General features: G+C 47.7%; 22 protein-coding genes. 11 read left to right on the forward strand and 11 right to left on the reverse strand.

Annotation, left to right across the window (positions count from 1 at the left end; genetic code table 11):
• Positions 1-117: 117 nt before the first annotated feature.
• Both QGP82_RS23495 and QGP82_RS23500 read right to left on the reverse strand, forming a co-directional pair.
• Complete coding sequence (locus QGP82_RS23495; RefSeq protein ID WP_499061199.1) at positions 118-978, reverse strand: DUF1361 domain-containing protein; 861 nt, start codon at positions 976-978, stop codon at positions 118-120.
• 113 nt (positions 979-1091) lie between these two features.
• The gene (locus tag QGP82_RS23500; protein ID WP_163696937.1) at positions 1092-1583 is read right to left on the reverse strand and encodes a molybdenum cofactor biosynthesis protein MoaE; all 492 of its coding nucleotides are present in this window, start codon (positions 1581-1583) and stop codon (positions 1092-1094) included.
• A 178-nt stretch (positions 1584-1761) separates the two neighbouring features.
• Here QGP82_RS23500 and QGP82_RS23505 point away from each other — a divergent pair, with 178 nt between their 5' ends.
• A complete protein-coding gene (locus tag QGP82_RS23505) occupies positions 1762-2022 on the forward strand; it encodes a GIY-YIG nuclease family protein (RefSeq protein WP_163662166.1) in 261 nt (86 codons plus the stop codon).
• Positions 2023-2197: 175 nt separating this feature from the next.
• Here QGP82_RS23505 and QGP82_RS23510 read toward each other — a convergent pair whose 3' ends face one another.
• Positions 2198-3226 (reverse strand): aspartate carbamoyltransferase catalytic subunit, encoded by a 1029-nt coding sequence (locus tag QGP82_RS23510; protein WP_499061200.1) that lies wholly within the window; start codon positions 3224-3226, stop codon positions 2198-2200.
• A gap of 243 nt (positions 3227-3469) precedes the next feature.
• Here QGP82_RS23510 and QGP82_RS23515 point away from each other — a divergent pair, with 243 nt between their 5' ends.
• Complete coding sequence (locus QGP82_RS23515; RefSeq protein WP_499061201.1) at positions 3470-4045, forward strand: sporulation/spore germination protein; 576 nt, start codon at positions 3470-3472, stop codon at positions 4043-4045.
• A gap of 19 nt (positions 4046-4064) precedes the next feature.
• Here the strand turns inward: QGP82_RS23515 and QGP82_RS23520 are convergent, their stop codons facing one another.
• Positions 4065-4655, reverse strand: coding sequence for a DNA-3-methyladenine glycosylase (locus QGP82_RS23520; protein WP_499061202.1), 591 nt, complete (start codon positions 4653-4655; stop codon positions 4065-4067).
• Between the two features lie 201 nt (positions 4656-4856).
• On the opposite strand from QGP82_RS23520, the gene QGP82_RS23525 reads away from it, so the two are divergent.
• Positions 4857-4979 carry a DUF8629 family protein gene (locus QGP82_RS23525; RefSeq protein ID WP_284681761.1) on the forward strand — a complete coding sequence of 41 codons (123 nt, stop codon included), beginning with the start codon at positions 4857-4859 and terminating at the stop codon, positions 4977-4979.
• Positions 4980-5038: 59 nt separating this feature from the next.
• On the forward strand, positions 5039-6718 hold the full coding sequence (locus QGP82_RS23530; protein ID WP_499061203.1) for an MBL fold metallo-hydrolase: 1680 nt from the start codon (positions 5039-5041) through the stop codon (positions 6716-6718).
• Positions 6719-6753: 35 nt separating this feature from the next.
• On the opposite strand, the gene QGP82_RS23535 is transcribed toward QGP82_RS23530, so the two are convergent.
• Complete coding sequence (locus tag QGP82_RS23535) at positions 6754-7041, reverse strand: DUF6679 family protein (protein ID WP_163662157.1); 288 nt, start codon at positions 7039-7041, stop codon at positions 6754-6756.
• 143 nt (positions 7042-7184) lie between these two features.
• On the opposite strand from QGP82_RS23535, the gene QGP82_RS23540 reads away from it, so the two are divergent.
• Entirely contained in the window at positions 7185-7937 is a 753-nt protein-coding gene (locus tag QGP82_RS23540; protein WP_499061204.1) for a creatininase family protein, read from the forward strand.
• 70 nt (positions 7938-8007) lie between these two features.
• Here QGP82_RS23540 and gatC read toward each other — a convergent pair whose 3' ends face one another.
• From gatC to QGP82_RS23570, 6 genes are all read right to left on the reverse strand, one after another.
• Positions 8008-8295, reverse strand: a complete 288-nt coding sequence (gene gatC, locus QGP82_RS23545) for an Asp-tRNA(Asn)/Glu-tRNA(Gln) amidotransferase subunit GatC (RefSeq protein ID WP_163671570.1) — start codon at positions 8293-8295, stop codon at positions 8008-8010.
• 66 nt (positions 8296-8361) lie between these two features.
• On the reverse strand, positions 8362-8883 hold the full coding sequence (locus tag QGP82_RS23550; protein ID WP_163662155.1) for a photosystem I assembly protein Ycf3: 522 nt from the start codon (positions 8881-8883) through the stop codon (positions 8362-8364).
• A gap of 120 nt (positions 8884-9003) precedes the next feature.
• On the reverse strand, positions 9004-9447 hold the full coding sequence (locus QGP82_RS23555; protein ID WP_163696930.1) for a hypothetical protein: 444 nt from the start codon (positions 9445-9447) through the stop codon (positions 9004-9006).
• A gap of 236 nt (positions 9448-9683) precedes the next feature.
• Positions 9684-11408, reverse strand: a complete 1725-nt coding sequence (locus QGP82_RS23560) for a putative bifunctional diguanylate cyclase/phosphodiesterase (RefSeq protein WP_499061206.1) — start codon at positions 11406-11408, stop codon at positions 9684-9686.
• A gap of 225 nt (positions 11409-11633) precedes the next feature.
• Positions 11634-12983 carry a 3-phosphoshikimate 1-carboxyvinyltransferase gene (aroA, locus tag QGP82_RS23565; protein ID WP_499061207.1) on the reverse strand — a complete coding sequence of 450 codons (1350 nt, stop codon included), beginning with the start codon at positions 12981-12983 and terminating at the stop codon, positions 11634-11636.
• A 49-nt stretch (positions 12984-13032) separates the two neighbouring features.
• Positions 13033-13611, reverse strand: coding sequence for a hypothetical protein (locus QGP82_RS23570; RefSeq protein WP_163662151.1), 579 nt, complete (start codon positions 13609-13611; stop codon positions 13033-13035).
• Between the two features lie 228 nt (positions 13612-13839).
• Here QGP82_RS23570 and QGP82_RS23575 point away from each other — a divergent pair, with 228 nt between their 5' ends.
• From QGP82_RS23575 to QGP82_RS23600, 6 genes are all read left to right on the forward strand, one after another.
• Complete coding sequence (locus QGP82_RS23575; RefSeq protein ID WP_499061208.1) at positions 13840-15036, forward strand: aminotransferase class V-fold PLP-dependent enzyme; 1197 nt, start codon at positions 13840-13842, stop codon at positions 15034-15036.
• Positions 15037-15189: 153 nt separating this feature from the next.
• A complete protein-coding gene (locus QGP82_RS23580; protein ID WP_499061209.1) occupies positions 15190-15543 on the forward strand; it encodes a slr1659 superfamily regulator in 354 nt (117 codons plus the stop codon).
• 57 nt (positions 15544-15600) lie between these two features.
• Entirely contained in the window at positions 15601-17739 is a 2139-nt protein-coding gene (locus QGP82_RS23585; RefSeq protein ID WP_163662145.1) for a SpoIIE family protein phosphatase, read from the forward strand.
• 97 nt (positions 17740-17836) lie between these two features.
• A complete protein-coding gene (locus QGP82_RS23590; RefSeq protein ID WP_499061210.1) occupies positions 17837-18427 on the forward strand; it encodes a slr1658 family protein in 591 nt (196 codons plus the stop codon).
• Positions 18428-18779: 352 nt separating this feature from the next.
• Positions 18780-19076, forward strand: coding sequence for an RNA-binding regulator (gene rbp / locus QGP82_RS23595; RefSeq protein ID WP_006516039.1), 297 nt, complete (start codon positions 18780-18782; stop codon positions 19074-19076).
• Positions 19077-19545: 469 nt separating this feature from the next.
• Positions 19546-21036 carry an alpha-amylase gene (locus QGP82_RS23600; RefSeq protein ID WP_499061211.1) on the forward strand — a complete coding sequence of 497 codons (1491 nt, stop codon included), beginning with the start codon at positions 19546-19548 and terminating at the stop codon, positions 21034-21036.
• Positions 21037-21145 lie beyond the last annotated feature (109 nt).

Consider the following 21145-nt stretch of genomic DNA (forward strand, 5'->3'; position numbering starts at 1 on the left):
ACTGAGTGGGGGGCAGGAGCCGGGAGGAGGTTTGGGGTGTTGCCAAATACATTGGCTAATCCTGTCTGCCCATATCCCATCTGTTCTCAAGCCGTAACTGTTGAATATCTTCTCCGGCTAATCAAGAGCATTCTGCCCCATCTGGGCATAGTGAATTCTCAACTTTAGTCCTAGGGTTACTTGTTTCATAATCCAATAGAGCACCGTCAGTAGAACAAATGAAAAGAAAATAACAACTAGCGGTCGCTTTGAAGTCAGAGTATTCAAGGTGATGGCCAAAACGCTGGACGGAGCAACAACAATATCCCAGCTATTAAGCCGAATGAAACGACCTAGATAAACACCAAAAGCGCACAGGGCATGGATGCTAACCTCAACCGGCCCAGCTAGTGCGTGTAATCCCTTTTGTTGCAGGTAGAAATTTACATTTAAAAGAGCAATCACATAGGCTTCAAACCCGATAATAATGGCCGCCATATGCATCGGAATAAAGATAAAAGCAACCACCCAAATCTTGATACTTCCAGCACTGGTGCCACGAATTAGGTGCAAAATATCGGTCAAAACATAGGGAGCATTGGGAAGAAAGGCGATAAATGTGACCAGACCTATCCACCAAAGCCAAAGTTTACGCGTGTGGGACTGTTTAAATAGCCAAATGCTGATGCCAAGTGCAATCACCATAACCCCGGCCAGCCAGAGCAGTTGCAGTAAGGTGCCAGGATCACCTGTTTGGATATCACGAACGATACTCGATGCAAACCGTCTAAGCCTGGGCAGCCTGGACTCCAACCCGACGATACCAATCAGGGCGGTGCCAAAACAGGCTAGCGCAAACCAGAAAGGAGACAGTGCTTTCCGGCGAAATAGCTTAAAGCTAAGCAGCATTGGAATAAAGGCCAAAAATAAGTTCCACCAGATCCAGCCGCTATAGAAGTTATTGATGCCCTGGTAAATATCAACGATGATCCATCCCATAGATTTATCAACCCCATATCGAACATTACAGTTCTACTAATTTCTAGGGGGTAATTGCAGAGGGAATGAATAATAGCGTTTAGAGTTAGGGCGACTGCATTATCCTTAAAAAGCTATTCACTGTCATCTTCGCAAGCTCCAATACTGACCCAGCTGGTGGAACCATCTTTCCAAATCTCTTTTTTCCAGATGGGGGCATTGTGTTTCAGCGTATCAATAGCATATTTGCAAGCAGCAAAGGCCTCTGATCGATGGGGACAACCGACAGCAACAAGCACACTGATCTCTCCCACTGTGAGTTTGCCAGTGCGGTGATGAATCGCTACATGGGTAATATCGTTCCATCGCTGACGCATCTCCGCAGCAATTTGTTTGAAGACAGCTATGGCCATTGGTTCATATGCCTGATACTCCAATGCAACAACGGCTTTTCCCTCGGTATTGTTGCGCACCATACCGCTCATAACAACAATGGCTCCATTGGCCTCATCACCTGCTAAGTGATAAACCTCATCTAGGGATAGAGGGGCAAAGGTGATAGCAAAACTATCAGCCTCATTGGTTTGGGTTTGAACATCGAGGTTAAAGGGCAGGCCAACGGTCATAGCTGTGCGTATTGCGAGACGGATGCGGAGAATGGACGTTATTTATTGTAGATAGTCCACTAAGAGTTGCGAAACATCATAACTTTGGTGATTTGACCAACTCTAGGGGAAAATTGACTGAAAAGTAGACTACCAGCCTGTCAAGGTTGAGCCATCAGGGATCGCGATCGCAACCACTATGAGTTCTGGAATTTTTGCTGTAGCCAATATTGGTAAATATCGTCTATACGTCGGTGAAACCCATCAACTCAAGCCTCGCTGGGCCAAAATGATGGCAATGTTTTCCCAGGGTAAATTTCCATCCAAAAAAATTCAGCAGGCTTGGCAAGAATCTAGCAAAGAGCGCCGTTTTACCTTTCATACTGCCAAGCAAATTTCTGAAGATACAAATTTACTTGGCTATCGTCAGTTTTTGAAAGACACTGGAGCTGAGGCTTGAGAGTAGGGCAGTGTCAGGGTAGAAAATCTTGGATAGGTGATCAATGGGAAATGGAGAATAGGGCGTGAGGTTTGGGTTATGACAGGCATTTGAGCCCATAGAATTTTTGCCCCATGCTTGTTTTCCTGATCTAATGTGTGAATCGTCTACCAGCACATTATTTTCGTGCCGCTCCTTACTTCACTCCGCCAATTAAATAAAGTAGGGCCATGCGGGTGGCGACACCGCTGGTGACTTGCATGGGGACGAGGCTTAGTTCTGGATCATCCATTAAATCTGACGTCAGTTCAACACCGCGATTGGTGGGGCCAGGGTGCATAATTTTGACGGTGGCTTTACAGGTTTTTAAGCGCTCACGGGTAATGCCAAACTGCTGGTGATATTCTCGCAAGCTAGGCAGCAGATGTTGGCTCATACGCTCATGCTGTAGCCGTAGCGCCATAACAAAATCAGCATTTTCCAAGGCTGGTTCTAATTGCCAGTGAACATAGAGTTTGCCTGTTGAGTTTGTGTCACTGTCAGATGCTTGGGCAGATGGTTGGGTCGGACGCTGAAAAGCGTCTAGAAAATGCTTTGGTAATAGGGTAGGCGGAGCGACGAGATGCACTTCTGCACCACAGGTAGTCAGGCTCCAAATATTAGATCGGGCAACGCGCGAATGCAAAATATCGCCAACGATAACGACTTTCTTGCCCTGTAAATCCTCGATATGGGGTTTTTTTTCGTTGAGGCTGGTACAAATGGTGAATAAATCCAGTAGTGCCTGGGATGGATGAGCATGCTGCCCGTCACCAGCATTGAGAATGCCCACGCCTGAATTAATTCGGTCCATCTCTTTGGCAATGATAGTGGGTACCCCTGCCTCTTGATGGCGAATCACCATCAGGTTAGTGCCCATAGCTAAGTAGGTTTTGGCCGTATCTAAGATGGTCTCTCCTTTTTTAAGGGATGAGTTACCTGGCGAAAAGTTAAGAATATCAGCAGATAATCGCTTGGCGGCTAATTCAAAACTGCTGCGGGTGCGGGTAGAGGGTTCAAAGAATAGATTGGTGATTACCTGACCCTGTAGTGCAGGCACCTTTTTGGTGCGGCGGGAGAGGACTTCACGAAAACTGGTCGCCGTTTGCAGAATAGTTTGATAGTCGCTTGGGGTGAAGTCTTCTAGGGAAATGATGTGACGACGACTCCAGGAATTGTCGGCCATAGACAGACCACAGTTGAATAGGGGACTGGTTAAAGTGTTTTCGGTTAAAGCAAACTGTCACACTTTAAGTGACAAGATGTCGCTTTAGCAAACTGTCACACTTTAAGTGACAAGATATCGCTTTAGCAAACTGTCACACTTTAAGTGACAGAACGCAGATTTATCAAACTGTCACAGTTTAGGGACAGACCGTAGCTCTAGTTTGTAGGATATGAGCAAACGCTTTACTTAGTATTTCATTCGATGGTTCGGTTCCCAAAGGTATTATTAGGTGTATTTGTGAGTGTAGGGGTAACCATTGCAGGCTGTAATGGTTCAACGCCTACCGATGTGGCTGAACCACCGGCTGTGGAAGATCCAGCTGCGGTAGTCCAAGAGGAGCCCGCACTATCCCCTGAAAAGCCCAGCGGGTCAGCTGAAGGTGATGAACCTAAGATAGAAGCGCAGACGGATGGAGTGACCACAGATGCTGATATGGTGGCTGTCTCCATCTATGTGATGGATGATAGCTGTAGTAATTTTAAGGCGGAATCGGTTAAGGTCCCCGCTGATCAAGCCATAACTGAGGCGGTGGGTGAAGTGCTGGATCGCCATAAGTTTGAAGCGTTTAAGCTATCGGGCTATCGGGTCAATGTTGAAGATAGCAAAGCGATTGTTGATTTACGCTTGGCAGAGGATTCTCAGCGTCAGTTTCTGTCCTTATCTAGCTGTGAACAACAGGGGTTATTTGGGGGGTTAGAAGAGACCCTTACTCAAAATCCCACCTGGAAAGTTAATCAGGTCGAATTTACCAACCGTGGCAAAGAAATTGTCCTGTAAGATAATTTGCGCCCATCTCTTAAGTCTTAGACACGCTGGGATGATCCTTTAAATACCAGCGCCACGGACGCTCCGCAGCTTTTGAAATGCCAATGCGTGTGGTTTGCACCAGGGCATGCTGACTTCGATCGAGTTTGGCCTGAAATTCAGAGGTGCGATGTTCAAGCCATAGCTGATGTCCTGGCTGAAGTGCCACCCCATTCTGACTGCGATCGATCGCCAAGGTCCGGCACAGTTTACCTGGCCCAGCGGCAATGCGTTTTCCCTGTTGCTTGTACTTGGCATCAAGGCCCTTGGGTAACTGGTCCAGTTCAATGGCGCGAATCAAGACGGCGCTACCAGTATGCAGTGATTCGGTAACGACATTGAAGCAGTGGTACATGCCGTAGATAAAGTAAACGTAGCTATGACCCGGTGGCCCAAACATGGCGGCATTGCTGGAGGTTTTACCCCGGTAGGCATGACAGGCGGGATCACCTGGGCAATAGGCTTCGGTTTCCACAATCAGACCCCGTAAGGTTTCGCCGTTTAGCTGGCGGACAAGGGTACAACCGATGAGGTCAGGGGCAACGTCGAGGGTATTGCGATCGCACCATTCAGCAGAAATCATCGGCTACACCAACAGGGAATGTTTCAGTTGATAACAGTCACAGGGACTATGATGGCATTCCTCAGTGAACTTGTTAGGATCCAAAGGCCGTATGCAAAGCACCAGTTTTTCTTTGACAAAAGATTATAAGCTGCATTTGAATACGGACTGGGCCTTGCTCAGTTATCAAGCACCCAGAACGTTCACTAAGGAAAATTATCTGTGGATATTAAAACGATCTTGCCAGTTTTAGCGGTTGTTTTCTCGGTGGCGTGCCTGTTTTTTGGCACCCAAAATGGCTTTTACGATTCTGATGACTACCATGGCAATGGTTCTGCCCACTAATTAGACCTACTAATTAGTCGGTGGGTAGTTCTTTGGTTAGGAGGGGTTGGCCTGACTGAATGGGGGCCGATGTTGTTTTACCACCAATAGGATCCTCTGCTATAGCCGATGGGAATACCGTCGTCTGTTATCCCTATGGTGTGGGCCATGGCGATGAAGGCGTTAGTCTAGGTCTGGTTATTGGTCGTCATCGCATCCTGTTAGATTGCGGTTTAGAAGATATCACTCCTTTGGAGGAGCATCCTCCGCCTGATGCTGTGTTTTGCAGCCATGCCCATGTTGACCATGGCCGCAGCTTAAACTTACTCAGGCAATGGTGGCCCCATGTACCGATATATGCCACGGCGGGGACAGTTGCTCTATTAGGAGATAGGCTTCTGGCTGACTCCATCCAAATTTTGCCCTGGCGCATGCCGATTGAGCTGGCGGATAATTTAACTGTGGAGCTCTGGCCCGCTGGGCACCTGCCGGGAGCGGCTTGCACCCTGTTTACCTACGCTCAAGATAGTCGTACCTACAAAATTTTTTACACCGGGGATTGTTTTCTCTCCAGTACACGCCTGGTGGATGGGTTGCCCTTAGCGGCACTGCGAGGCTTAAACCCCGATGTGCTGATTGTGGAAGGAAGTTTGGGGGCGACATGCTATCCAAATCGGCGGCAGCAGGAACATCAGCTGATTGAGCGACTGCGATCGCACCTCGATCAGTTACGCTGTGTGGTTTTTCCGGTACCGATGCTAGGCCTGGGGCAAGAGCTGCTCATGCTCTGGCGCAGTCATTATCACTTTACCGGTCAGCCTTTAACTATTTGGGTTGATCCCGCTTTGGCTAGCAGCTGTGATGCCTATCTGGAGCTTTTGGAGCAGATGCCCGATGCATTTCCCCGCAATGTCCAGAACTTTGCCCAGCATCAATCTATTTTTTGGGATGATCGCATCAATCCCACGATTAAACGGTTGTCGAGCCTACCGCTAGAACCGCAAATAGGGTCTTTCGATGCACCTGCGGTGTTATTAGTGCACCCAGCTACTCCCGTTGATCTCTATTGCCAACGATATCGGGGGGCTTGGAGTGTCTTTTTGCCAGAACAGGCGGATTTGAAGAGCTGGCAACGGGAGTTGGATGCCCATGGTCCTGCTTATGACTGGTTTGATAGTTTAAAAAATGCCACGGTTTCCGGCACGGTGCAGCTTGAAACCTATCAGCTATATAGCCACTGCGATGGTGATGGGACGACACAGCTGATCCATAATTTGCGACCGCGCCATGTGGTGTTGGTCCATGGTCAACTAGAGCGTCTTAGTGCCTTAGCGAATTTAGAATCCCTCCAGAGTCGCTATCAGGTGCATATTCCTTTGCCGGGAAATCCGTTATCGCTATTTCTAGATACCCGATTTGCTTCTCTACCTCCACCCAGTGAACCCACCTTTGAGGGCACCGTGAGCGACTCTCGGGATCAGGTCTCGCTTCAATTGCCACCGACCATTACTGCTGATGCCCGCTGGCAAAGTTTTGCTGAAACAGGCATTATCGAGGCCCGCTGGCAGGGTGAAAACCTGGTGCTACGAGGCGTAGATTCATCGGAGCTGGTTGAGATTACCAACCGATTAGCTCCCGATCGCATTGCCTGTGATAACTGTCAGTTCTATCAGCAACGTAGCTGTCAGCAGCCTCGCTCACCATTGTTTGGTCGGCTAGTGGCTCCAGATGGGCATTGCCCAGAATTTACATCTCGGTAGGGGCGTTCCATGGAACGCCCCTACATGGAACGCGACTATTCGTGAATTTGTTCAGATGTGGGACAATCGTCCGAGATTATGATTTCCGTATCTCCTTTGGGAACCGTGGCCAGCTTTTGCTGAATTGAACCAATACTCTCTAACCGCACCATTTCTTCCCATGCGCAGCGCTTGTCATCTTCTTCGGTTTCGTAGCGTAGAGTTACGAGATCGCCCTCGATGTTTAAAATCTTAGCCCGCTCAATCCAGCGGTGCTGATCCCTTAAAAACACCCACACCTCACGACCGTCGCATGAGAGTTGGTATATCTTGCGATGTAGCATAGAAATCTACCTGTCATCTAAGCGACTACTGTGGTTCGCAGTCATACCTATGGTATTGCAACCACATCTTAAATACAGCTTAAGGGAGGTTAACGAAGTTTGACCACCCAGATCATAGGTTGACCACTGATGAAGGTGAAGCAATGAAACTGCATCTGTGTACATGGCCTGACGTCGAAGCCTATTTGTTGCGATCGCAAGGCATTATTTTTCCCATTGGTTCCACCGAGCAGCATGGTCCCACAGGTTTGATTGGCACCGATGCCATTTGTGCAGAAACAGTGGCTGCGGGTGTGGGTGAGCAAACGGATGCTCTGATCGGCCCTACCATTAATGTTGGCATGGCACTGCATCACACGGCCTTCCCCGGCAGCATTAGTGTACGACCCAGTACGTTAATTGCCCTCATTCAGGATTACATTAAGCCATTAGCGCGAGCTGGGTTTAACCGGTTCTACTTTATTAATGGCCATGGTGGCAACATGGCCACCCTTAAAGCTGCCTTCTCGGAAACCTATGCGACCCTGGCTGATCTCAATATCTCAGGGGCGGAAAATGTGCGCTGTAAACTGGCTAACTGGTTTATGTGTCGATCTGTCTATGCTCTTGCCAAGGAACTGTACGGGGATCAAGAAGGTTCCCACGCCACGCCCAGTGAAGTTGCCCTAACGCAATATGCTTATCCTGATTTCATTAAATCAGCTCCCCTAGACCCTCAAGTTGCTCCCTCGGGCCATCGTATTTATGGCGCTGTTGATTTTCGACGATTTTATACCGATGGTCGCATGGGTTCTAACCCAGACTTGGCCACACCAGAACATGGCAAACAATTTTACGAAGCCGCTGTTAAAGAAATGAGCAACGACTACCTGCAATTCCTTGGCGATAACCATTAATTTTGAGACGTTCCATGGAACGTCTTTACAAACCATGGAACGTCTTCACCAATCGAATCGACTGAATCAACTAACTGCCAAGAATTTTAGGCACCTTGAAGAAATCATCTTCACGGTCCGGTGCAATATCCAAGATAGACTCTCGATCTGCAAAGGGAGTTAACTCATCCTGTCGAGTAATATTGCTCAGCTCAATGGCCCGAGTTGTCGGTTCAATATTCTCTGTGTTCAACTCATTGAGCTGCTGCACATAGTCCAAAATACCGCTTAGCTGCTCTGTAAACTGCTGCTCTTCTGCTTCTGTCAGCTCTAAACGAGCTAGGAGCGCCACCTTGCGAACCTGTTCTAAATCAATCATTTGGGAAAGGCTAATCGTAAGTAAATAAAGGATAGGGTGGGCTCTGCCCACCGTCCAATGTATGAGTTAAAAGAATACATCTGCTGCCATTCGACCCGTATTCTTCAACCAGTTTTGCGCCTCAATATAGTTATTGGGAGCCATGCGTAATGCTTCCAGCCAATAGCTAGCCGCTTCGTCATAAAAAACTTCAGCAGCCTTTTTATCACCCGCTGCTTCGGCCTGCTCACCTCGGTAGTGGTGGATGACGGCAGTATTATTTAATGCCTGGGGCATACGGGGGTTAAGTGCGATGGCTGCCGCATACTTTTCTAAAGCTGCATCATGGTCACCGTTACTGGCGTGGATTAGCCCCATGTTGTAGAGAATGAAGCTCTTATCGTAGGGATCCTCTTCTAGCTCTAGGGCTACGTCATAGTTATCTAGGGCTTCTGCATATTCGCCATCGGCCTGGGCAGACATGCCGTCACGATAGTAAGCAAAGGCTTCTTTTGCCTGCTTTTTCGTTGGCAGCATCTTTAGGATCATATCGGCCATGACCGTAAAGGATTTATCGATGAAATTATCGTTGCGCTGAGTTCTAGGCATGGCAGGGCTAGTCAATAAGAGCCAGGATTACATTTTAATGTAACGCTGTTACAACCTTACTTGGTTAGTTTCGGTCTGTAATATTTAGTCGGCATTGCTGATTTAGGATCAGCAGTGGCATTAGTTGGCTGGAGATGATTGACTGGCCAAACAGGCATCCAAGAACATGATCAAGTCGGCTAGGGTATCGCAGCGCGTTTCATCAAAGCAGTCGCTAATATCTATATCAAAGTGCTGGATGACCTCGTCACAAAAGCTTGTCGACCAGTCAAACCAGCACACCATCGGAAATTGCAGATCCTCCACTAGGTGATCCTGGGGTCTGACGCGACTAAATTCGATACCGGAATATTTTTCTAGGGTTCGGTAGATAAACCTCAGGGTTGTAGGCGCAGATTGCGTGACTCGATGGCATTCGTTGCACCAGTCCTCTGATGATAGGGGAGTACGATGCTGCCGTAGTGATTGATTGACCTGATTTCGTATGGTTAAATCAGGGCTCATATCTTGATACGTTTGTACGCTATGGACGTAGTTGTTGACCTTTCTCCACTGTCGCCACATATATTTTGCCTAACCCGCAACCCAGAAACGTGTTTACTTGTCGGTGCCCCAAGCATCCTGATATATAAGAACGATCTAGGGCCAACGCTATGGTAACTCGCTAACCACTAGCTAATGCGGGTTATACACCTAAGTCTCGTAGTATGTACTGTCTAGCTATGTGCCTATTATTCCCTGGCCCTTTGGCATAACTACGGTATCTCCAAAAAACTACCCCAAAAGGCCGTTAGCGATGATTACGACGCTAAACTGACCAGTGCTGTTTGTTGTTCTAAATAAGCTTGTAGGTGCTGAGCGCTCATCGGTTTGCCGATGAAATAGCCCTGGGCAAAATCACATTGATAGGTTTCCAATAGACTTTGTTCATCCAAGGTCTCTACACCTTCTGCAATGATACAAAGTCCTAAATCATGCCCCATATCAATGGCCGATTTGAGAATAACCTGATTTTTGGGGTCAGTGGTGACGCCGCGTACAAAACAGTTGTCAATCTTGAGGGTGTCGATGGGCAGTTTCTGCAAATAGCTCAAGGATGAATACCCAGTACCGAAATCGTCCACAGCTAAACGAATGCCCAAGTGTTTAAGTTCATTTAATGTGCGGATGGCGGCATTGGCATCTTGAATCAATGCGGTTTCGGTGATTTCCAGTTCTAGCATGCGTGGGGATAAGCCAATATTTTGCAGGGTCTGGGCCACTCGCTGACTCAGGTTGCCCTGGTTAAACTGGACGCTGGATAAGTTTACTGATACGTGGCGCAGACCCAGATTCATATCTTGCCATTGGCGGACTTGGCGGCAGGCTGTCTCTAGTACCCATTGGCCGATGGAGATAATCAATCCTGTTTCTTCGGCCAGTGGGATAAACAAACCGGGGGATATATTGCCTGCTTCGGGATGGTGCCACCGAATCAAGGCTTCTGCTGCTTCGATCTGGCCCGTTTGTAGATTGAGTTGAGGCTGGTAGTGCACTTCAAATTCATCGCGTTCCAGGGCATAGCGTAGCCAGGTTTCTAACCGAATTTGATATTCGGTGGCGACTACCATATCAGGTTGATAAAACTGGCAGTAGTTACTTTTTTGACGTTTGGCATATTCCAGGGCCGCATCGGCCTGGCGCATGAGCACCGTTAATTCTCGGCTGTTGTGGGGATACATGGCTACGCCTACGCTAGCGGTGAGAAAAACTTCGTGGCCAGGTAGTGAAAATGGGCGGCTTAGGGCATCCATCAGCTCTGTTGCCAGCTTTTTGACGGTGACCAGGCTATCTATGTTGCTGAGGGCGATCGCAAACTGATTGCCGGTCAGTCGGGCCAGCATCGTACCATTGGGGAGACAGGCCTGGAGTCGATGGCTGGTGGATTGCAAAAGGCTATCACCGGCTGGGTAGCCTAAAATGTTGTTGATTTGCCTGAGGCGATCCAGACTGAGGGAAAGCAAGGCTATGGGGTTAGCCGATGTTTGGATGAGTTGAGTAAACCGTTGCTCAAATAACAGATGATTAGGTAGTTTGGTGAGACTGTCATAGTAGGACAGCCGATTCAGGTGTTCTGCGGCTAGCCGTAAATGGCTGAGGTAGTGATTGGTAATCGCTTCTTGATGTTTTAATCGGGCTGAGATTGCAGCAATCAAGACATCATCCGCAAATGGATGGATCAGACAGTCATCTGCCCCCATCTGCATGGTGTGACGCAGGTGTTTTCGGTCATACAGTGGGCTCAGCATGATAAATGGCGTGACCGCTAGCTGTAGGTCTTTACGCATTTGTTTCAGCACGTAGTGACCATTGCAATCACTTAACTCCCAATCACAGACCACCAGATTAGGATTTTGAGCACGGACTAGCTCCAACCCAGCAGTGCCTGTGTCTGCCCGTTCAACGATGTAGCCTGCAGCTGCAATCGTTTGCTCCGTTGTTGACGTATATAACTTCGATGACCCAATCAATAAAATCTTTTGCATAGATGCTATGTTGCAACCCTGATCAAAAATCGGGCAACAGATGGCATGGCGGAGGCAGGACAACCAGTCGCTTGAGCAACGTTGGATGGCTTCCCCTTGATGGTTTCCACAGTTGCTCTAGAATTCCCGACGTGGAGAGAAATCAATCGAGTTGGGAGAGGGGAATAGGGATTGGGAATTTTTACGCAACAGCTGCCCTGACTCAAGATGCAATTTACTCAAAGTCTAAAGGGCAAATTCCTCTAGGGTTTTAGCAAAGGGGGGGTAGGATACAGCGGCGGCTTCTGCCTGGTGAATGGTGGTAGAGCCAGCGGCGCGCAGGGCCGCAATGGCGAGACTCATGGCAATACGATGGTCGGTAAAGCTATCGACATTTGCGCCCGTGAGGGTGGTTCCACCCTGAATTTCTAGACCGTCGGAGAGCTCGCTGACGGATGCACCTAGTTGGTTGAGTTGGCTGGCGGTTGCAGCGATGCGATCGCTTTCTTTGACCCGCAGTTCGGCAGCATCTTCAATGCGCGTAGTGCCATCAGCAAAGAGGGCGGCCACGGCCAGAATGGGGACTTCATCAATCAAGCGAGGAATGAGATCGCCACCAAGGGTGCAGGCCTTGAGTTGACTGGTACGTACCCGAATGTCAGCGACGGGTTCTCCCGTGACTTCCCGCTCATTTTCCAAGGTGATATCGGCTTCCATCCGTTGTAGCGCCTCTAAAATTCCAGTACGGGTTGGATTGACGCCGACGTTTTCAATTACGAGGTCTGATCCAGGTACGATGGCGGCGGCCACCATCCAATAGGCGGCAGAGCTGATGTCGCCAGGGACAATCACGGTTTGCCCTTGCAGCTGGCTCGGGCCGTGTAGTGTCACGCGACAGGCGTCTCGATCAACAGTTAGGTTAGCGCCAAAGGCACTGAGCATGCGTTCACTGTGGTCGCGTGAGAGGCTGGGCTCGGTAACTGTAATATCACCATCCACTGAGAGGCCAGCCAGTAAGATGCAGGACTTGACCTGGGCTGAGGCAATGGGAGATTGGTAATGGATAGGAGATAACGTTTGGCCTTGGATGGCTAAGGGCGCAAGCTGGTTGTTATTGCGGCCCCAAATCTGAGCGCCCATCGTAGTCAGGGGGGTGATCACCCGTGCCATGGGGCGCGATCGCAAAGAATCATCACCGGTCACGGTAAAGAAACGACCTGGTTGCGAAGCTAGTAACCCCAGCATGAGTCTCAGCGTGGTTCCTGAGTTGCCCGCATCTAAAACAATATTAGGCTCCTGGAGGTTGCCCACTCCTAAGCCTTGGACGGTGATCCATTCTGCTTCTAGGTCAGAAATCTTAGCCCCCATGGCCTGAAAACAAGCCGCAGTACTGCGGGGGTCTTCTCCCAGCAGTAACCCTTTAATGCGAGTTTCACCGCTGGCTAACGCTCCCAGCATTAGAGACCGATGGGAAATAGACTTATCGCCAGGCACCTGGAGCCGCCCTTTTAGCCCTCGACCATTGGCCGTAATAGTCCACGCCTGGTGAGAGGCGGCATCAGTTTCAATAAGCAAAGCAGAAGACGAGGTAACCATGGCGATGGAATCAGCAAGCGGCGCTATAGATTCTATCGTGAAGGCCTACCTATTCATCGGCAGGTGCTGCGGGAGCCGTTTCTTCAGTGCCGATGGGGACCTCGGCACCACAATAGGTATTAATGTCATTCACCAGGGTGGCTTCGTTTTGCGACAAGGTTTGCAAATTGGTGAATGCATTGTTGGCTTTGCCTTGAAATTCCTCCAATACATTGCTGAGGTCAGTTTCTGATTCGGCATTGGCCACCAGCTGCATGGCTTCACCGGCCACATTGAGTTCTGTGGCTGAGCCAGAAATGATTTCGGCGTAACCGTCACGGTATTGGGATAACTGTTCATCAGCCAGTTCTAACTCACCCAGGCTAGTGACCATGCCATCGATGCTAACCACCACCTTTTCGACTGCACTGATGTATTGGGTGGCCGCGGTTTGGATGTCCCCTAGACTTTCAGCACCTTGGGCCTGTTGGGTGAAGCTATCGATTTCAGTTTCAAATTCATCCTTGAACACCTGGGCCTGATTGATCACATCGGCAAACGCGTTGCACTGAGCGACCTTTGAAGGGCCACAGCTGGCTAGTGTTAGGGCTGCTAACCCCACTGGCAAAATCGAGCGTGAAAGGCGCATTAGTATCGGTTTCCGTTATGGTCGCTACAGCATTAACCATTAAGTAGTTAATGCGGAATAGTAATCTCTTTTACAATTTACCCGGCCTGATAGTAAATAGGTTCAGATCGATTTAACCTCCATCCGGAATCTGTAAAAAACCCCCAGAAAGCCTGTCTTTACGGACAAAATAACCGATGCAGGATAGATTAAACTTGATAAATCTTTAACTGGCTTGGTTGTGCCTTCATGAGTGTCAGCATTGCGCAATATCGTCAGACAATTCCAGCGCTGCAAAACAAATCTTATTTCAACTACGGTGGTCAAGGCCCGATGGTGCTCAATGCGCTGAAGGCAATTCAGTTTGCCCATCAGACCATGCAAACTCGCGGTCCCTTTGGGAGTGCGGTTAATACATGGATGCAGGTTGAAGGGGAGAAAACCCGACGTGTTTTGGCGGACGAGCTAGGTGTGTCACCCCAGACCATGGTGCTGACGGAGGATGTTACTGTTGGCTGTAACATTGCGCTGTGGGGGATGTCCTGGCGTAACGGTGATCATATCCTGCTATCGGATTGCGAGCATCCTGGTATTTTTGCGGCGGTGTATGAGCTACAGCGACGCTTCGACTTAGAGGTCAGTATTTTTCCTCACCTCAGTCAGATCAATAGGGCCAATCCGGTGGCCATGATTCAATCCCAATTGCGTCCCAATACCCGTTTGGTGGTGGTGAGCCACGTTCTTTGGAATACGGGTCAGGTGATGCCACTAACGGAGATCTGTCAGCTGTGCCATGCGCAACCCCAGACGGTGCGTGTTTTGTCAGATGCTGCTCAATCGGTAGGTATGTTACCCCTACAGATGGCTGAGACCGGTGTGGATTTCTATGCATTTACCGGCCATAAATGGTGTTGCGGTCCGGCTGGCTTGGGGGGGCTGTATGTCAGTCCCGCAGCGATGGAGGATCTGTCACCGACGTTTATTGGTTGGCGCGGCATTACTATGAACAAAGAGGGACAGCCTACGGGGTGGCAGTCCGATGCCCGGCGGTATGAAGTGGCTACCTCTAATGTGGCGCTATGTAGTGGCTTACGGGTTGCGATCACAGCCCATAATAGCTGGGGCACTGCGGAAGAACGCTACTTTCGCATTTGTCAGCTCAGCAGTTATCTCTGGGGTAAGCTCAACAGCCTGCGGGCAGTCCAGTGTCTTTTGAAGTCGCCTCCAGAGTCTGGTTTAGTATCCTTTCAACTTTTTCAAGCAGGAGAGTATTCCCCAGATCTGCATCAAAAACTTGTTACCTATTTGGAATCGCAACAGTTCTATCTACGCACCCTATTGTCACCCAGCTGTGTGCGAGCTTGTGTCCATTACTTTACGACTGAGGCGGAAATTGATCGCCTAATTGATACCATAGAAGCCTTTCTGCATGGTCATTCTCTATAAATAATCAAGATCGAAAACAGCTCCATCTACACGACGGTTGCGGTCCAAGCTATCATTTCTCCATCCTAAAAAACTGGAAAGGGGCTTGGTGCTTAAGGGACTTAGTGAAGGATAATTTCTCTACATACCCTGTACTAGCAAAAGATGCTGCTAATGGCCAATCAGGAAATCAAAGGCGAAGATTACGTTGTTCACTACGATGCCGATGCTGTCGTTGTAACGTTTCAGGGTGAGTTGGCATTAAGCGGTCCCAAAGATTACGCTCCGATTAAAGACTTGCTACAGGAGATAGCCAGTGGCAACCCTGCTGTCATGACCATCGATCTAAGACAGTTAGGGTTTCTCAACAGCTCTGGTATCAGTATGTTGTCTAAATTTGTCTTGGGTTTACGCAAAAAGAAAGAGATTCAGTTAACCATTTTGGGTTCCCATGAGGTGCCTTGGCAGGGCAAATCATTGAGAAATCTCCAGAAATTTCTTCCTAGCCTACGGTTGGACGTAGAGTAGTTCTATTAGTCTGCCTCAAGACTTGATTGTCCCCAGCAGCCAAGGTGGAGTATAAGCATGAAACGCTTGTTTAGTGGATTACCTAGTGATTTTCGCATTCCTATGCGCAGAATCCTGGTGGTTCCATTTGTTCTCCAAATTTGTGCCACTGTAGGGTTAGTTGGCTATCTTTCATTTCGCAATAGTCAACAGGCTGTACAAGACTTAACCTCTCAGCTACGCACCGAGGTGTCAGCCCGAATTCAGAGAGAACTGCAGGGCTACTTTGAAACCCCCCACGAAATCAATCGATTGAATTCAACGGCATTGATTCATGGCGTGATTGATGTCACAACTGCCACCCGTGGCGAAGCCCAGCTTTATCAACAAATGAAAATTGCCCCAAATGTGGCGTTTGTTTACTGTGGTAACAATCGAGGAGATTTCTTTGGTGTTTTACGAGACCCAGAAGATGGTTCGTTACAGCTGTCCTATAGCAATGCTGCAACTAAGGCTAAGCGTCAATATTACACCCTCAATGTCCGGGGGCAACGGACTTATTTTCTACGTCAGTTAAAAACTATATTTGATGCTAGACAGCGCCCCTGGTATCGGTCAGCTACCCAAGCCCAGCAACCAGTTTGGACAGATATTTATATTGCGTTTACCACAGGTCTACCCAATATCACAGCGGCATTGCCTGTTTACGATAGAGCAGGGCAACGTTTGTTGGGTGTGTGTGCGGCTGATGTTGTCTTACCAGAAGAGTTTCGGGATTTCTTAAGAGATTTAGATATTGGTAAGTCAGGCCAGGCGTTTGTTGTGGACCGTGAAGGTCGTTTGATCTCGAGTTCGGCGGATGAACCCTTAATGTTAGGAGATGAAGAAGATCCCCAATTTTTACAGGCTGTGGATAGTCAAGATCCTTTGGTGCAGGGAACCACGCAACATATTGAAAAACGGTTTGGCAGCCTTAAGGAAATTTCGCGATCGCAACAGCTCAACTTTAAACTTCATAGACAGCGGCATTTTGTCCAAGTTCTCCCATTTCGTGATGGCCGTGGTCTTGATTGGCTAATTGTGGTTGCCATTCCAGAAGCTGATTTTATGGGACAAATCTATGCCAATAATCGTAATACCATTGCACTAACATTACTGGCCCTTGGGGTTGCAGTCGGTGTTGGGTTATTAATTACCCGCTGGCTGACCCAGCCTGTATTACGTATTACTCAAGCGTCTAAAGCCATTGCCAGCGGAGACCTAAAACATGGAGAGCTTAGACTGAGCGATAGTGAAACAGGTCCCATCCGCGAATTACGCACGTTAGCGTACTCGTTCGATAGCATGGCCAGTCAGCTCAGAACATCTTTTGAAACATTAGAAGATAAAGTTAAAGAGCGTACGGCAGAACTTGCTAATGCTAATGCTCAAATTAGTACCTTAAATGACAAATTAAAGGCCGAAAACCTGCGGATGGGGGCAGAACTCGATGTTGTTAGACAAATTCAGCAAATGATATTGCCTAAGGCTGAAGAACTAAAAAATGTGGACGGCCTCGATATTGTTGGCTTTATGGAACCTGCCGATGAAGTGGGTGGAGATTATTATGATGTTTTAGAGACGGAGGGTATCGTTACCTTAGGCATTGGTGACGTCACAGGGCATGGCCTGGAAAGCGGTATGTTGATGCTCATGACCCAAACGGCGGTGCGAACCCTCAAAGAAATTCAAGAACATGACCCCATTAAGTTTCTAGAAACCGTGAATAGTACGATCTATCAGAATGTCCAGCGGATGGACTCTGAAAAGAACTTAACCCTTGCTATTCTCAACTATTCAGACGGATACGTTAGTATTAGTGGTCAGCATGAAGAGATTCTTATCGTTAGAGTCGATAGCACGGTTGAGAGCATTGATACGATGGACTTAGGGATGCCAATTGGGTTGGACGATGATATAGGTGGCTTCATTAGCTATGTCAAAGTTCAGTTGCAGCCTGGTGACGGGATTGTACTCTACACTGACGGAATTCCTGAAGCCTATAATTCACATAAAAAACAATATGGTATGCCTCGTTTGCGCCAGGTGATATCCCAAAGTTGGCATGGTAGTACGGCTGAAGATGTTCAACGAGCTATTATTAACGATGTTAAAGCGTTTATTGGTGAACAAAAAATATTTGATGATATTACCCTGCTTGTCCTCAAACAGCAGTAATACTTTCGTATAGTTTGGCCCTTCTCTCTGAATTAACCCTTAACCAAAGATTCCCCTAACAGATCTTATATAAATCGACGTTCCAGGAGAAAATTGGATGCATCAGATCTTTGGTGATTATATTACTATTCTTCCTCCTGAGCGCGATTCCCTAGAACTGAGTTTTACCTCTACATCAGAAGATATTAAAAACCTTTGGCGTAATCAACGGCTGTCAGCGCATTTTTTGGCCAATTGTTTTATTAATTTTCTGCCATTAGATGAGAATAACCCTGAAGAGGAACAAAGGATAAAAGAAGCCCAGGGCTCCATTAGCTATGTCGCTAATGAACTCATCGAAAACGCTGTGAAGTTCAATTTAGAAACGTCTACCCATCAAGTAAAACTTGGAATTTATTTTCTAGAGAATCCAGAGTTAGTTGCTGTTATATTCGCTACCAATAGTGTTAATAAAGTCCAAGCAGAGGAATTCCAGATATTTATTAAAGAATTATTAGCATCTGATCCCCAGGAGTTATACCTACAACAAGTGGAAGAGAGCGCTATGGAAAACGATACTACGCGCTCAGGATTAGGGTTTCTCACAATGATTAATGATTATCAGGTTCGCCTAGGTTGGAAGTTTGAGCCTTTACCAACACTCCCTGATGCGATCGCTGTAACGGTGATGGCCCAAGTCACCGTATAGCCTATTTTTTTGAGTAGGTTTTCCCTACAGTAGAAAGTCTACACAAACATCGGTTTTCGTTGTGAATGGGATGGAAGCGGTCGCTAGAATGTCTGAATCCTTTAAAGATTGGGCGTTGCTGAGCTTCCCCCATGATTCCATCCGTTGAATTTAGGCTGTTTGAAAGTTCCACAGACGATTCATCCTCTAAATCGGCAACGGCAAAAATTGATTTTTGCTGCATTTTTATGCACTATCCCTGGCTCTGTGCTAGCGTTTGGTCAGATTTATTTTCGGCTATGCAATCTTTTCTAAAATGGTTCTCCGAATATAACTCTGTGTCCTTTGAATTTGAATGTTTGGAGAATCTCATATGTCAGTGTATGTTGGCAATTTGTCTTACGATGCCACCAAAGAAGATGTGACTGATGTTTTCGCTGAGTACGGTACCGTCAAAAGTGCTCATCTACCTACCGATAGAGAAACAGGTCGACCTCGTGGGTTTGCCTTCGTTGAGATGGAGACAGATGCGGAAGAGACCGCTGCCATTGAGGCTTTAGACGGTGCTGAGTGGATGGGACGCGTACTCAAGGTTAACAAAGCTAAGCCCCGTGAGCCTCGGGGAGGATCAGGGGGAAATTGGGGTAACAAAGGGGATCGCCGTTACTAATTGTTATTGCGATTACCGCGATTAAATTGTTTTTGAGCCTTGCAAATAGAAGTCATGTAGGTTGATCTGCATGGCTTCTATTTGTGTCTGATATCCACTCCGAATCCATTAAACCCGGTTAAAAATGGATAATCCTGTAGGGGCGCTCCCTTGTACGGTTCGGCTGAACTCACCGTTGAAGCCATACCCTTCGATACTGGGTGCTATTAGTCAGGATTTTGTATCAGTGGGATTAGTAGGATAAATTCATTGGCGTGTGATTAATGTCACATCCTCAAGCCAGGAATCTCTTCTGGTGACGATGGAGCTTGTTTGGTGTCCTGTGGCTAAGTATTGCAGCCGTGCTCTAAGCAATCTCTGTGGTTGTTATAGCCTGTATATTCTGAGTTCAATAGTCAGTACATTCTCCCTCTATTGTCTGAATTCAGTGTTTTGCTTACTCACCTGTTATTCAAAGGAGCTGTCATAAATGTCTGCACTAAATGGTGTCATGATGCAATATTTCCATTGGTATGTGCCGGGGGACGGCAGCCTATGGAATCAAGTCAATACTCGATCTAAGGAATTAGCAGATGCGGGATTTACGGCGATGTGGTTGCCTCCAGCCTATAAAGGCATGGGTGGTGGCTACGATGTGGGATACGCCGTTTACGATATGTATGACCTGGGTGAATTTGATCAATGTGGCTCGAAGCGTACCAAGTACGGTACCCGAGACGAGTATTTAAGTGCCGTTCAAGCGCTTCAAGCGGCTGGTATCCAGGTCTATGCCGATGGTGTGCTGAACCATCGGATGGGGGCCAACCAGACGGAAGTTGTGAAAGCTACCCCCTTTTGGCAGAATGATCGCTTAAATCCCAAAGGTGGGCAGCAGGACATTAATGCCTATACGCATTTCACCTTTCCAGGACGCGTGTTGCCGGACGGGAGTAAGAAATATTCTGATTTTGAGTGGCATTGGTGGCATTTTGATGCCGTTGACTATGATGACTACTCCAAAGATAGCAATACGGTTTATCTCTTTGAAGGAAAGGCATTTGATGATGATGTCGCCCTAGAGAAAGGAAATTTTGCCTATCTGATGGGAGCCGATGTGGACTTTCAAAGTGTCGATGTGCAAAAAGAAGTTGAAAACTGGGGTAAGTGGTATCTAGAGCAAACCGGTGTAGATGGTTTCCGGCTTGATGCAATTAAGCATATTTCTGCCTGGTATTTTCCGCTGTGGATTGATGCTCTGGAACACTATGCTCAGAAAGATCTGTTTATGGTGGGTGAGTACTGGTATAACGACCTTGGTACCCTCCAATGGTATGTAGATGCTGTGCAAGGTCGGATGTCGGTGTTTGACGTGCCTTTGCACTATAACTTCCACTATGCCAGTAAAGCGGGAGGGCATTATGACATGGGCAAAATTCTGGATGGGACGATGATGCAAACGCGTCCTACCCAGGCAGTCACGTTTGTTGAAAACCATGACTCTCAGCCACTACAAGCGTTAGAGGCTCCGGTAGAGGCTTGGTTTAAACCCTTGGCCTATGCCCTTATCTTGTTGCGAGCAGAAGGTTATCCCTGTGTTTTCTATGCTGATTACTATGGTGCTCAGTATGAAGACTATGGCAAAGATGGCAATAAGTATCCCATCACCCTTCATGCTCATCGTTGGCTGATTGATAAGTTTTTGTATGCCCGCAAGCACTTCGCCTATGGTCCTCAGTATGATTATTTTGATCATTTCAATACCATTGGTTGGACTCGACTAGGAGACCCAGAGCATCCCCAGGCGATGGCTGTGATTATGAGCGATGGTCCTGAGGGTTCTAAGTGGATGGAAGTGGGTAAGGCAAATACTCAGTTCTATGACCTGACTGAGCATGTGAAGACGCCGATTACTACTAATGAGTCGGGTTGGGCAGAATTTCGCTGTAATGGTGGTTCTGTCTCTGTTTGGGTAGAGGCGTAAGTCGGTCAGTATTGCCAAACTACTGTCAAACTATGTTTTGAGACAGTGATTGATCAAAAAGCCGCTTGTTGTTGATGCAAGCGGCTTTTTGAGATCTTTGGTGCTGTTA

Origin of the sequence: Leptothoe sp. LEGE 181152, from assembly GCF_032906605.1 — a bacterium.
GTDB lineage: Bacteria > Cyanobacteriota > Cyanobacteriia > Phormidesmidales > Phormidesmidaceae > Leptothoe > Leptothoe turfae.